The sequence below is a fragment of the Undibacterium sp. FW305-107 genome (assembly GCF_058788535.1).
The window spans coordinates 319,505-333,220 of sequence record NZ_JBYTAV010000005.1 but is presented as its reverse complement, the minus strand read 5'-3'; the positions used below and the strand labels follow the sequence as shown (position 1 = coordinate 333,220).

At 47.5% G+C, this 13,716-nt stretch carries 13 protein-coding genes; 7 read left to right on the top strand and 6 right to left on the bottom strand.

The genetic code is table 11. From position 1 onward, the window contains the following. Positions 1-11: 11 nt before the first annotated feature. Complete coding sequence (locus tag AC3WQT_RS13250; RefSeq protein WP_492704425.1) at positions 12-1,463, bottom strand: GGDEF domain-containing protein; 1,452 nt, start codon at positions 1,461-1,463, stop codon at positions 12-14. A gap of 332 nt (positions 1,464-1,795) precedes the next feature. On the opposite strand from AC3WQT_RS13250, the gene AC3WQT_RS13245 reads away from it, so the two are divergent. Both AC3WQT_RS13245 and AC3WQT_RS13240 read left to right on the top strand, forming a co-directional pair. After that, entirely contained in the window at positions 1,796-3,874 is a 2,079-nt protein-coding gene (locus AC3WQT_RS13245) for a 3-hydroxyacyl-CoA dehydrogenase NAD-binding domain-containing protein (RefSeq protein WP_492704424.1), read from the top strand. A gap of 227 nt (positions 3,875-4,101) precedes the next feature. Beyond that, a complete protein-coding gene (locus AC3WQT_RS13240; protein ID WP_492704423.1) occupies positions 4,102-5,703 on the top strand; it encodes an ABC-F family ATPase in 1,602 nt (533 codons plus the stop codon). A 98-nt stretch (positions 5,704-5,801) separates the two neighbouring features. Here AC3WQT_RS13240 and AC3WQT_RS13235 read toward each other — a convergent pair whose 3' ends face one another. From AC3WQT_RS13235 to AC3WQT_RS13220, 4 genes are all read right to left on the bottom strand, one after another. Next, complete coding sequence (locus tag AC3WQT_RS13235) at positions 5,802-6,353, bottom strand: hypothetical protein (protein ID WP_492704422.1); 552 nt, start codon at positions 6,351-6,353, stop codon at positions 5,802-5,804. 110 nt (positions 6,354-6,463) lie between these two features. Beyond that, positions 6,464-6,733: a hypothetical protein gene (locus AC3WQT_RS13230; protein ID WP_492704421.1), complete on the bottom strand. Its 270-nt coding sequence runs from the start codon at positions 6,731-6,733 to the stop codon at positions 6,464-6,466. A gap of 2 nt (positions 6,734-6,735) precedes the next feature. Beyond that, positions 6,736-8,625: a ferrous iron transporter B gene (gene feoB, locus AC3WQT_RS13225; RefSeq protein WP_492704420.1), complete on the bottom strand. Its 1,890-nt coding sequence runs from the start codon at positions 8,623-8,625 to the stop codon at positions 6,736-6,738. After that, complete coding sequence (locus AC3WQT_RS13220) at positions 8,625-8,936, bottom strand: FeoA family protein (RefSeq protein WP_492704419.1); 312 nt, start codon at positions 8,934-8,936, stop codon at positions 8,625-8,627. Before AC3WQT_RS13220 ends, feoB begins: the two co-directional genes overlap by 1 nt. Before the next feature lie 262 nt (positions 8,937-9,198). Here AC3WQT_RS13220 and AC3WQT_RS13215 point away from each other — a divergent pair, with 262 nt between their 5' ends. Continuing rightward, positions 9,199-10,164, top strand: a complete 966-nt coding sequence (locus tag AC3WQT_RS13215; RefSeq protein WP_492704418.1) for a bifunctional helix-turn-helix transcriptional regulator/GNAT family N-acetyltransferase — start codon at positions 9,199-9,201, stop codon at positions 10,162-10,164. A 47-nt stretch (positions 10,165-10,211) separates the two neighbouring features. Here the strand turns inward: AC3WQT_RS13215 and AC3WQT_RS13210 are convergent, their stop codons facing one another. Then, the gene (locus AC3WQT_RS13210) at positions 10,212-10,709 is read right to left on the bottom strand and encodes a DUF1579 domain-containing protein (protein ID WP_492704417.1); all 498 of its coding nucleotides are present in this window, start codon (positions 10,707-10,709) and stop codon (positions 10,212-10,214) included. A 99-nt stretch (positions 10,710-10,808) separates the two neighbouring features. Here AC3WQT_RS13210 and AC3WQT_RS13205 point away from each other — a divergent pair, with 99 nt between their 5' ends. The 4 genes from AC3WQT_RS13205 (at position 10,809) to AC3WQT_RS13190 (ending at position 13,584) form a co-directional block, all read left to right on the top strand. Continuing rightward, positions 10,809-11,774, top strand: coding sequence for a helix-turn-helix transcriptional regulator (locus tag AC3WQT_RS13205; RefSeq protein WP_492704416.1), 966 nt, complete (start codon positions 10,809-10,811; stop codon positions 11,772-11,774). Between the two features lie 130 nt (positions 11,775-11,904). After that, the gene (locus AC3WQT_RS13200; RefSeq protein ID WP_492704415.1) at positions 11,905-12,156 is read left to right on the top strand and encodes a hypothetical protein; all 252 of its coding nucleotides are present in this window, start codon (positions 11,905-11,907) and stop codon (positions 12,154-12,156) included. Between the two features lie 460 nt (positions 12,157-12,616). Continuing rightward, entirely contained in the window at positions 12,617-12,844 is a 228-nt protein-coding gene (locus tag AC3WQT_RS13195; RefSeq protein WP_492704414.1) for a hypothetical protein, read from the top strand. Between the two features lie 179 nt (positions 12,845-13,023). Then, a complete protein-coding gene (locus AC3WQT_RS13190) occupies positions 13,024-13,584 on the top strand; it encodes an HNH endonuclease (RefSeq protein ID WP_492704413.1) in 561 nt (186 codons plus the stop codon). Positions 13,585-13,716 lie beyond the last annotated feature (132 nt).

The following is a 13,716-nucleotide window of genomic DNA, read 5'->3' as shown; positions in this document are numbered from 1 at the left end:
AGTTATCCTGACTATGTTTGAACTTGATCACCTTCACTTTTTATATCATCAACATCATCACTTTCTACGCGATTTCGCCCATTTTCTTTGGCGCGGTAAAGTGCTTTGTCGGCGACCAATAGCAGGGCTTCAATATCAGGAACAGCCTGATGGATAAAACTGGCGCCTATGCTGACCGTCACAGTTATTTTCTGGCCATCACCAATATCGACGGATGTACTGGCAAACTTGCTGCGTACGCGTTGCGCTATCATTTCCGCTTCCTTGCGGCCGCAGCCAGGTAGTATCGCTGCGAACTCTTCTCCGCCGATACGACCCAGGGTATCAATGTCTCGCAATCCGGCACTGGCAACATGTGCAAAGGCCACCAGCACGCGGTCGCCACCGGCATGTCCGTAGGTATCGTTCACGTCTTTGAATTTATCAATGTCCAGCATCAAGACTGCTACTGGTCTGTTTTGTTCAGTCAACCTGGTTAGCAGGCTGGAAGCACGTTCATTAAAGGCACGCCTGTTCAATAAGCCCGTTAGCTGGTCATGTTCAGCAATGTACTTTAGCTGACGCAATAGTTCTTCACGTGCAGCCATGACACAGGCCACGGTCAGCGGTGCCAACGCCATCAAACTCACTCCTATGCGTATAGACAACAGCATGGGACGCGAATTCATATTGACGATGGAGATGGGCAGGTAGCCAAGTGACATGGCAATCAATACCCAACTGCTGTACAGCAAAGTCAGTATGCTGGTAATGAAGATATCGTAGCTTAATGCACACCAGAGCAAGGCGGGAATAGGGAAGACAGGTGCACCGGGACCACCTACGATGATGCCCAATACAAAAGATATCAGGAGGACGCACACAGGCAAAATTTTGCTGATATGAATGTATTCAGTTTTAAAAGTGCGGCGGCGATTTAATCTGAATCCTGATAAATCCGGCAAACTGAGCATGACAGGTAAAACTGCCATCAAATTAACCAATTCGGTGACGGACCAGAATGCCCAGCTTTTGAGCGGGCTTGCATTGGACAATATGGGATCAGCAATCGTACCAACGACGCCAGTTGCGGCCGCTGAGCACGAAGCGACCAAAGCTAGGTAGAGCACAGAGAGCGGATGTTTCAAACGTCGGTGCTCGTCATCCAGCCAGGAAAAAAGTAAAACACCTGTGATGACGCAAACAAGATTTCCGCCAGTCAGCAACAAACTGACTGACCAATTACTGCCTGCAAATATGTCGGCAGCAACATAGCCCGATATTGCGCCAAACCAGCCACATGGCTTGTTAAATTGTGGGAAGCGTACGAACAGACCAAGCAGCAGCGCATTGGCTGGCCATAAAGCCGCCAAATGCCCCATGGGACGACTGAGTATCCCCAATAAACATGCAGCAAATACGATAGCACAGGTGATCGCTGCCGTTTTTATCTGCTCAGTCCAGCTTGATATGGGATAGGACATTACTCAGATACTCCAATTCTCCACAGGCTTTATAAGAAATAAATTTCAACTTACTTCATCATAGGGTGAATATTGGTTCTATCACTATCAGATTTTCCAATATGCGGGCTCTCAATGAACTAAAGTACTGTAACAGCTAACATGCCATACAGTTGACTAAGGAGTATTCCGCAAAGCCTGGGAGTATTTTTCTATTTGTTGAGACGGAGATTGAAATAAAATAATACGCTCGTACTATTTTGCGGTATAGTAATCAAAAAATGAGCTTATACCAGATTTTTAAAAGCCGTGAACTGGCAAATCCAAGCAGTATTTCACCTATAGGAAGAGACATGAGCGCCGAATATCAAGTGAATGGCAATATTGCCGTAATTACCCTGAACAATCCGCCTGTAAATGGCTTGGGTCATGCTACCCGCGCAGCAGCAGTGAATGGCATGAAACAGGCCTTGAACGATGATGCAGTCAAAGCCATCGTCATCACAGGTGCTGGTAAAGCATTCTCCGGCGGTGCGGATATCAAAGAATTCAATTCTCCAAAAGCATCTGCAGAACCCAGCCTGCATACGCTGATCAATGTGGTCGAAGGGTCTGATAAGCCTGTCATCGCTGCTATTCATACTGTGTGCATGGGCGGTGGCCTGGAACTGGCTCTGGGTTGTAATTATCGCGTCGCGTCTAAAGGTGCGCAAATTGCCTTGCCTGAAGTTAAATTGGGCATCTTGCCTGGTGCTGGCGGCACACAACGCCTGCCGCGCGTGCTGGGCCTGGAAATGGCTTTGAATATGATTGTTTCCGGTACAGCAGTGCCATCAGAAAAACTGGCCAAGACAGCGATCTTCAATGAAGTGGTGGAAGGCGATGTGCTGGAAGCAGCACTCGCATTTGCAGCTAAAGTTGCTGATGTGCGCCCTTTGCCAAGAGTGCGTGATATCAAGATCGACTACCCGAACTATGAAGCTTATCTGCAATTCTCACGCAATACAGTGCGCGCCATGGCTGGCCCTTTCCCAGCGCCTTTGAAATGCGTGGAAGCAGTGGCAGCCGCAGTCACCAAGAAATTTGATGATGGCATCAAGTTTGAGCGTGAACTGTTTGTTGACCTGGTGCAAACTACAGAATCCAAAGCCTTGCGCCATGCCTTCTTTGGCGAGCGTGCGGCCAGCAAATTGCCGGATGTGCCTGAAGATACGCCAACTCGTCCTATCAAATCCGTTGCCGTTATCGGTGCCGGCACCATGGGTGGTGGTATTGCGATGAACTTTGCCAATGCTGGCATTGCTGTGCAAATACTGGAAATGAAGCAGGAAGCACTGGATAAAGGTCTGGCGACCATCCGCAAGAATTATGAAAACACGCTGAAAAAAGGCAAGCTGACTCAAGAGAAATTTGACCAGCGTGTAAGCCTGATTACAGGCACTTTGTCGTATGAAGAGATTGCCCAGGCAGATATTGTTATTGAAGCCGTGTTCGAAGATATGGGTGTCAAGGAACAAGTCTTCAAAAAACTCGATGAAGTCATGAAGAAGGGCGCAATCCTGGCGTCGAATACATCAACACTGGACGTCGACAAGATTGCTGACTTCACCAAGCGTCCTGAAGATGTTATTGGTACCCATTTCTTTAGCCCGGCAAATGTCATGAAATTGCTGGAAATCGTACGTGGTAAAAAAACTGCCAAAGACGTGCTGGCGACAGTGTTGGGCCTGTCCAAAAAAATCAAAAAAACTGGCGTGGTATCTGGCGTTTGCGATGGTTTCATCGGCAACCGCATGATAGAACAATATAGTCGTCAGGCAGGCTTCCTGCTGGAAGAGGGCTGCACACCGGAACAGGTTGATAAAGCCGTCGAAAAAATGGGCTTTGCCATGGGACCTTTCCGTATGGGTGATCTGGCCGGCAATGATATCGGCTGGTATATCCGCAAGCGCCGTTACGTAGAAAAACCACAGATCACGTATTCCAAAACAGCAGATTTGCTGTGCGAGCTGGGTCGTTTTGGACAAAAAACCGGTGCAGGCTGGTATGACTACAAACCGGGCGACCGCAAAGCTTATCCCTCAAGCATTGTGAATGACATGATCATCCAGCACTCTGCTGACCTGGGTATTACGCGCCGCAAGATTTCTGATCAGGAAATTGTCGAACGCCTGATATTTGCCCTGGTCAATGAAGCTGCCTACATCCTGGAAGAGGGCATAGCGACACGTGCGTCTGATATCGATATGGTGTATCTGACAGGCTATGGCTTCCCATTGCACACCGGTGGCCCTATGTTCTACGCAGATACCGTGGGCTTGCCGAATGTTGTCATGGCCATGGAGAAATATGCCAAAGGCCGCCATGGCGACGCCTGGAAACCAGCACCTTTGCTGGCAAAACTGGCTGCAGAAGGAAAAACTTTCAATTAAATAAACTTAATTGAAATTAATAAGTGGCTTGCCTGAGGAATTGATCTTCAGGTAAGCCATTTCCTATTGGTAAAGAAGTAATCTCATTAACAAAAACTGCCAGGACGCAGATTTCTGCCTTCCAAATCCCATAATTTCTCTATAAATCATGGGCTTGTCTGGAAGCCACCAAAAGCACAATGCTATAATGCACGGTTAATCCCCATCTTTATTGCAAAAGGTTTTCTGTGCTTTCTACCGCTAATATCACCATGCAGTTCGGCCCCAAGCCGCTGTTTGAAAATATCTCAGTCAAATTTGGCGAAGGTAACCGTTATGGCCTGATCGGTGCCAATGGCTGCGGCAAATCCACTTTCATGAAGATTCTTGGCGGTGACCTTGAGCAATCTTCAGGTACGGTCATGCTGGATCAGAATGAGCGTCTGGGTAAATTGCGCCAGGATCAGTTTGCTTTTGAGGACATGCGTGTGTTGGACGTGGTCATGATGGGCCACATAGAAATGTGGGCAGCAATGTCGGAGCGGGATGCGATTTATGCCAATCCTGAAGCAACTGACGACGACTACATGAAAGCGGCAGACCTGGAAGCCAAGTTTGCTGAATATGATGGTTACACTGCTGAGGCACGAGCCGGTGAATTATTGCTGGGTGTTGGCATACCAACTGATCAGCATCAGGGCGTCATGAGTGCGGTTGCACCAGGCTGGAAACTACGTGTCTTGCTGGCGCAGGCCTTGTTCTCCAACCCAGACATTTTGCTGCTTGATGAGCCGACGAATAATCTGGACATCAACACCATTCGCTGGCTGGAAGATATTCTGAACGAGCGCAATTCCACTATGATCATCATTTCGCATGATCGCCATTTCCTGAATCAGGTATGCACGCACATGGCCGATATGGATTACGGCACACTGAAAGTGTACCCAGGTAATTATGACGACTACATGCTGGCATCGTCACAGGCACGTGCGCAGCAAATGGCGAACAATGCCAAGGCCAAGGAAAAGGTCGCTGAGCTGCAAGACTTTGTCCGTCGCTTCTCTGCGAATAAATCCAAGGCGCGTCAGGCGACTTCACGTGCCAAGCAGATTGATAAAATCAAGATTGAAGATTTCAAGCCATCCAGTCGTCAAAATCCTTTCGTCCGTTTCGATGGCGAAAAGAAATTGCATCGCTTGGCTGTAGAGGTGCAATCCTTGAGCAAAGCTTATGACAAGCCATTGTTCAAGAATGTCGATTTGATGGTCGAAGCAGGTGAAAGAATTGCGATTATCGGTGCTAATGGTATCGGTAAAACCACCTTATTGCGCTGCATAGGTGGTGATGACATCACAGGTTTGCATGCTGATTACGGTACGGTCAAATGGGCAGAAAACGCCAATGTCGGTTATATGCCGCAAGATCCTACTGAAGAATTTGCATCTGATAAAAACCTGACTGACTGGATAGGTCAGTGGACACAAGAGGGTGATGATGATCAGGCGGTACGCTCCATCCTCGGTCGTCTGCTGTTTGGTGGTGATGACGTTAAAAAATCAGTCAAGGTTTTATCCGGCGGTGAAAAAGGTCGAATGATGTATGGCAAGCTGATGCTGGGTCGCCACAATGTCTTGTTGATGGATGAACCAACCAATCACATGGATATGGAATCCATTGAGTCGCTGAATATCGCGCTGGAAAAATATGCAGGCACTTTGATTTTCGTTTCGCATGACCGCGAATTCGTTTCGTCCTTGGCGACGCGTATATTGGAAATCAAGGAAAATAAAATCATCGACTTCCAGGGTACTTATGAAGAATACCTGAGCAGCCAAGGTATTGAATAAAAGAGTTGTGAGTAAAGAAAAAGCCAGGCTTGCCTGGCTTTTTTTACGTGCGCAAGCTGGGTGGCTGTTTAAATTTTACCTGGACAAGCGCTACTCAACTAAGCTTTACCGAGCAATAAATCAAGTCTGTCACTCAGGCTGCGAGCCATTTCTGGTCCCTTGGATTTTTGAACTGCTTCTACATATGCCTGTCGTAGTGCACGAAAATCGTCGATATTTGCGGCGCGTTCAACCTTGAGTTGCAGCCCATAACCACGCAAACCGATGGCGCTCTTGATGGTCTCATTATAAAAGTTGTACAGCGCCTGGAAACGCTCGGCATCTGTCATTGCAGGTGCAGGAGCTTCTGGCGATTTCGCTGCACCATTGGCAGCAGTTGCTGCTTCAGTTACTGGCGGAGGGGTAGATTCTGTCGGGGTGGGGGATGTGTCGACCTGAACAGCAATTTCAATAATGAATTCCTGTTCCAGCAGTTCTTGCAGATTTTGTTCTGTCAAACCCAGAGCTGCCACTTTTTTCATGATGTCAGCGGCGCTTTGCTTGCCGTCTATCATGACCAGTAAAGTACGCAATCTGGACGCCAGTTGATACTTTCTGGTGGTGATTTCTTCGCGGCCTTTTTCGGTCTTGTCGTAGATGCTTGCGTTCATATCCAGCTACGGCCTTTGCTTGTCTCAATATAGCAGAAATTGTTTCCACTTTATTCGAGGATACATCAATTCAGCCGGGCTGCCAATGAAATGCAGGCATAAGCCCGCTCTTATCTTTGATTGGATGCGTTACGGATTAGTTTCACAGTTTTTAATTCGGAGGACGTGGAGCAAGTGTTGTTTGATGAGGATGAGCAATTGCTGCAACCAGAACCACATCCTGTGGTTTGCCTGGCCACTTTGGCAAACAGGGGTGCCAGTACGGGGACGCGACTGGCACCAAATACGCTGATCTTTTCCTTGGTTGCGGCAGGCATCCATTTTAATAACAGATACCCGGATGCCAGTGCCAGAAGCAAAACTGCGATCAGGTTTTGCATGATTATCTCCCTAAGAAAAAGCTGGAAATATGATAGGTCAGGAAAGAGGCGCAATAGGCGAGGCCAAACAAATAAGCCGCCATGATGGCCGGGTAACGCAAGGTATTGGTCTCACGTTTGACAACGCTCAGGGTCGCCACGCATTGCGGGGCGAAAACATACCAGGCCAGCAGGGACAGGGCAGTTGGTATGCTCCATGAATGAGCGATCAGCGGCTCAAGTGAGCGGCTCAGTTCTTCACCAGATTGTGAGAGCGCATATACCGTACCTAGTGCGGCGACGGCAACTTCACGTGCTGCCAATCCAGGTACCAGGGCAATACAGATTTGCCAGTTGAAACCTATGGGGGCGAATATCACTTCAAGTGCACGGCCCAGATAACCGGCAATACTGTAATAAATCGGCGGCTGAGTCGCATTTTCTGGCGCACCAGGAAAGCTGCTGAGGAACCACAGCAAAATCATGAGAGACAGAATAATTGTGCCGACGCGGGTAGTGAAAATCTTGATTCTTTCCCATAAACCCAGTAGCAGGTTGCGTACATTGGGCCAGCGGTAGTCCGGCAATTCCAGCATCAATGCCTGTTGATGCACTTCGCTGCCCCATTTCTTTTTAAAGAAGTAGGCTACCAGCATGGCTGATACTATGCCACCCAGATACAGCAGGAACAATACCAGGCCCTGCAAATTCAGGATGCCTAATACGGCTTGATCGGGGATGAAGGCGGCAATGATCAGGGCATACACTGGCAGGCGCGCTGAGCAAGTCATCAAGGGGGCAATCATGATTGTCACCAGACGGTCACGCGGGTTTTGTATTGTCCTGGTTGCCATGATGCCGGGGATGGCGCAGGCAAAACTGGACAGCAGCGGAATAAAGGCGCGGCCAGACAAGCCGACTTTACCCATGACTCTGTCAAGTAAAAAGGCAGCGCGTGGCAAATAACCAGAGTCTTCCATGATCAGGATAAAGAAGAACAGGATCACGATCTGCGGCAAAAACACCAGCACACTGCCAGCGCCACCTATCACGCCCTTTACCAGCAGTCCTTGCAGTACGCCAGGTGCCAGCGCTGATTCGACTGCGCTTCCTGTTGCATCAATAGTCGACTTGATCAAGTCCATTGGTGCCTGCGCCCAGGCAAATACTGCCTGGAATACCAGAAACATCAGGGTGGCGAAAATGATGGGGCCAATAGCCGGGTGCAAAATCCAGCTATCCAGGCGATAACTCAAACTGGCGGCCCGCTCGCTGGCAGCGTCCGTATCCTGAGTAACACAGGCCTCGAGTACTGCATTGGCTTGTTGCTGCAAGCTCTCGGGGCTTTGTGCGGAAAGTGCATGAGGCGTTGTATTGCCATTTGGCTGCAGTGTTTGTGCCAGCGTCTCAAGTTCAGTCAGGAGGGCATCGATACCCTTGGGGTCGACTGCAACCGTCTCGACAACAGGAATATTCAGCGTACGGCTTAATGCGGCGATGTCGATATGGATATGACGCTTCTTGGCGATATCCATCATGTTCACTGCCAAGATCAATGGCTGACCAAGTGCAAGCAATTCAAACACCACGCGCAGGCCGCGTTTCAAATTGGTGGCATCGACTACGCACACCACGGCATCTGGCATGGTTTCATCAGTACGCTGGCCGGTGACGACTTCCTGGGTGATTTTTTCATCCGGTGTGATGGCATGCAGGCTGTAAGTACCTGGTAAATCCAGTACCTGCCATTGACGTCCTGCATCTGAGCGGAATTTGCCTTCTTTCCGTTCTATTGTGACACCTGCATAGTTTGCTACTTTTTGCCGTGCACCTGTCAATCGATTGAAAAGTGCAGTTTTTCCGCAGTTAGGGTTACCGACAAGAGCGATGAGCGGAGAAAACAATTCGTTCACTATGTTCCTACTTTTTCTGAATGAGTAACGCCGGGGACAACACCAATCAAGGCTGCTTCAAAATTTCGCAATGCAAAGGTCGACTGGCCTATCCTGACTGCCAGTGGTTCGCCACCAAAATACCCTTTGTGCAATACCTTTACCGCTTCGCCTTTGACAAAGCCTAGCTCTTTCAAGCGGCGGGTAATATTGAACAGGCTGTCGTCCTTCGCATCGCCTTGTTCTTGCACGTCTTCAACGACGCCAGAGTCACCGACTTTCATCAGATTCAATGTGGTAGAAATTGCTTGCTGTAATGGCAAACTGCTCATGGCGAAATTCCCGTGGCGAAGAAAAAATGTAACTCTAAATGATAATGAGAATATATATCAATACCGCTTATGTTTCAATCGCTATACAGTCAGAAATGACTGACTTTGCGATTCCTCAGGTCTTTGATGATTTTATTTTTCCTTTAGTAACAAATTTGCCGTTTTGTTAATTTTTGCATCATGCGGATGTTCAAAATAAACTCTTGCATAAAAGCTGTATTTTAAAATATAGTTGCATTATGCAACTATAAGTAAGCTGGCTATGAATACTGCTATCTCTCTACCCCACATCCAAGAAATCCGCGATGCATCGCGCAGGCTGGTACGTGAACTTGGCTTCATGAAGTCAACACTGGCTGGCACCAGTCTGCCTGCATCTGCTGTGCATGCCTTAATTGAGATTGGTGAGCATGGCGCACATAGTGCAACAGCACTTTGTGACGTGCTATGTCTGGAAAAGTCCAGTGTCAGTCGCATGGTGCGCAAGCTGATAGATGGTGGTGAACTGGTAGAAAACAGCAGTCAAAAAGATGGCAGGGAAAAGCAGCTTGCTCTGACATTAAAAGGTAAGCAGACCCTGGCTGCTATCAATCAGTTTGCGCAGATGCAGGTCAGCAGTGCGCTGGAAAATATTCCTGCGCCAGTTCATGACAAAATAGTACATGGCTTGACCATGTATGCAGATGCACTTGCGATTAGTCGCAAGGGGCCGTCGGTAGCTACCGTCCCTCACGCAAATATTCGATGCGGATATCACTCCGGTGTGCTTGGCCGTACCGTGGAAATGCATGCACGCTATTACGCGCGCGCTGCAGGATTCGGACAGTTCTTTGAAGCGAAAGTCGCCAGTGGCATGGCTGGTTTTGTCGGACGCCTGAATAATCCGGTGAATCAATTGTGGTTTGCAGTCAATGATGACAAAATCGTAGCTACCATTGCTATTGATGGTGAAGATCTGGGGAACAATATTGCTCATCTGCGTTGGTTCATTGTTGACGATGAATTGCGCGGTAGCGGTGTTGGCAGGCGTTTGCTCAGAGAAGCGATTTCATTCTGTGATCAACAGCAATTCAGCGAAATACAACTGTGGACCTTTAAAGGTCTGGATGCAGCACGCCGCCTGTATGAAGAAGCAGGTTTTGTGCTGCTTGAAGAGTTACCTGGCCGGCAATGGGGAGAAGAGGTCACAGAACAACGGTTTTCCCGCCCAACTCCAATAATGCTGTAAGCAACCATCAGCATGATCATGAGCGCATGGATGATCGGTAGGCAAGCCTAGTCTATTTTTTGAAAATTCATGATCCAATTGGTTTCCCAACTGATGCCTCCATCAACTGAGAATGCCTGTTCCCAGCGTGGTTGATTTGCGGCAGGCATGCTCCATAAAAAGCGCACGCGTATTTCTTGGCCAGCAAATGTATCGTCTGCATAAAATTCACCCACGCCATTCACAAACCGACCTTGCATAGGCACATCCAGGTGTGTGGGATAGCGGCCATCCAGCCACCAGATAGACCATATGCCTTTTTCTGCATCATATGAGCGCAAAGTCGTTGCACGATAGGCACCACCCGGCATTTCAAGCAAGTTGTCATCAATGTTGCCAGCGCCACCAAGAATTTTGCTGGCGGATGTACTGCCGTCAAATTCCAGCCACTCGTGACAACCGGCAAGTCTTTCCTTGAGACGGTGATGCTTTACCTGCCAATTGCCAATAAAAAAATCAAAGTCGTTGATACCTGCGGTTTGGGTAGTATTGATCGCTGAATTCATGTTCTCTCCTTGATAGGTTTGCTCCGGCTGAAGCAATAAACATGAGGATAAAGAATATATAGGGCATAATTTATCCTATTTTTTGACTAAACTTATTCCATGTCGCAGGCCTACCATCCCACCACTCGTGTCCTGGCTCTGCTGGAACTCTTGCAAAATCAAAGGCAGGTCAGCGGAGCTGATCTGGCGCAGATGCTGGAAATTGACCGGCGCAGTTTGCGTCGCTATATCGTCACGCTGGAAGAGATGGGAATACCTATCATGACTACGCGAGGGCGTTACGGTGGCTATTCCATCATGCCCGGTTTTAAATTGCCGCCGATGATGTTTAATGAGGAGGAGGGCTTCGCCATCTCCATTGCCCTGTCCGTCGCTCGTCAAATGAAGTTGTTGGATGCCGCGTCATCAATAGAAAGTGCACAGGCAAAATTACAAAGAATTTTGCCTGACAAGCTCAGGCAAAGATTGAAGGCAGCAGATGCAGCGATAGAACTCAATCTTCAATCGGCAATGGTACCGGCTGACAAGGAAATATTAGCCAGGCTAAGCCATGCAGTCGCCCACAAACAATCCATACACCTGCGATATCAAGGCGCAAATGATGCAGAGAGTGAACGGATGGTAGACGGCTATGGCCTGGCCTTTCATGCAGCATGTTGGTATTTCGTTGGTTTTTGTCATTTGCGGAAAGACATACGCAGTTTCAGGCTGGACAGGGTCGCTCAAGCAGATTTACAAACCCGGTATTTTGATAGTCCCGCCAATTTCAGTGTACTCAGTTATTTGCGTAGTGCCGTAGCGACTATTCCACGTGCCTATAGTGTGGAAGTGATGTTGAAAACAGATATGCAAAGAGCGCGCAGGCATCTGTCTGACACGATTGCCGTGTTGGAGCAGACTAAGGAGGGAGTGCTTCTGTATAACCAGTCCGAAGATTTAAACTGGTTTGCAAGGCAATTGGCCGCTTTGCCTTTTGATTTTGAAATCCGTAAGCCAGCACAATTGCAAACTGAGCTCAAGGAAGTGGCGAATCGTTTATTACGGGATTGCCTACCCAAAACCTGACGTAAACGTCACAGAAAATACAATTTCTTCTTTATATGAAGAAATTATTCTTTAAAAGGCTTGTTAATTAAAGAAAGCTATGACAAGATAATACGGTGAAAACTAAAAAAGCTTAGCAATTAACAAATCTATGAATACCCAAAACACTTATCAATCGCTGTATCAAACAATCTCAAGCCTCGCGGCGCGAGCTGGGCGGCTATTGGGCAAGTGGATGGAAGTACGTGGAGTTCATGATGTAGTTGTCGGCTTTGCTGCAAGGCCAGCTCCTGCACAGTTGACAGCCTGCGAAGCCACCACAGAATTTAGCGGTAAGGATGGCAGCTGGGAGTTGGTATTTCACAGAACCATCATGATGGACATTCGGGGTGTTAACCCTTGAAATCAGGAAGGCAGATGAAGCTGCTTCCTGATGAGAGCTGAAAAGCCCGGATGCCTGTAAAGCTCCGGGCTTTTTGCCTTTTATGGTTTTTAATTTGCGTTTTGATAGACGCGCTTTAGAAACCCAGTAGTAAAACCCGCCGTTTGGCGGTCGTGCCGGAAAACGCCGGATAACACGGGATTCTTTAACAATTCGGGAAGATGTATTGATAAATCCTTCTGCTATGCGTTCTGTACACATGGCGGGGAGGGGATATGCAGCGAATATCTTGAGATATTCGCTGCATGTTAAAAGTGACTTGAGACCAGGTCATTTTTAACATGCTGGCGCGCTTCATTTTGCGGTGAAGTCGATACTTTAAACATGGGTATATTTCTCAGGGATGAGACCAATATCCACGTCAGATTGCGGTATGTACTTTGTCATTTTATAAAAACAAGAAAAATAGAAAATTATGTTTATGATTTATTGGTCCATTCATATTGATGGACAAGAACTGGCATGCTCAAAAGAGTTTGCCAATGAATGTATGGCTGATGCCTTGCGATTCACTGAGTCTTTGCGTGTGGAACAGCGTCAGGGCGCAGCAATTCGCCATATCACCATGTCTTGTGAAAACCCGGATTCAGTTGGCCATGCAGGTGTTGCTGATGCCGGACCTGAATATTCATGGAAAAAACGTCGTTAGACGTGCATGGGGGTTAGTAATACGAATTAAATCAATCATGCCTTACAGCATCAGCAATTCGTGTCTACAATGAAAGAGCAGATTGTCGTTTTATTGGTGGCATGCTGGTGGTTTATGCAGCAAGTTTTATCAGTCCGTCTTCCCAAATTGGAAAAACATCCCATACAAACAGGTGATGTATGCAACAAATATTGGTTTTGGATATAGCTGGAGTGCCTTACGACTGGATAAGTCAGAACGATGCTGCGACTCAGTACGCCGCAAAAAAAGTGGCATGGGATATTGGTGATCAGGTCTTCATGCTGCGCGGTGGCTATAACAAGGATGGTGAACAATCCAGGATTTTCATCAAACCTATTATCTCCATACGCAATAGTGAACGCATGTCCAGGAACAGCCGTCACCAAATTCCTTTGGGTGATGGCAACAGGCTGCTATATGCAAGGGACAGGCATATCTGCGCATATTGTGGTGAGACCTTCCCTTATCAGGAACTGTCACGCGATCATATTTTGCCAACCTCACGTGGTGGAAAAGATGCTTGGGAAAACTGTGTGACTGCCTGTAAAGATTGTAATCATGCGAAAGGCAACAAGTTCGTGCATGACTTCAAACCTTTGATATATGTGCCGTATGCGCCTTGCCGTTTCGAACATTTCATTTTAAGTGGAAGAAATGTGATTGCTGATCAACTGGAGTATCTTTCAGCAAAATTGCCCAAGCATAGCCGCTTGTTATAGTGACGCAGGTATGAATCCCATGTGTATTAACGTGGATTCATACCTTTTTTAAATCCCGGATTTCATTTGATATTTTAATGATCTCATATTGCCAATATTAAGGTGTATTTACAATACATGTTAAATGGATTA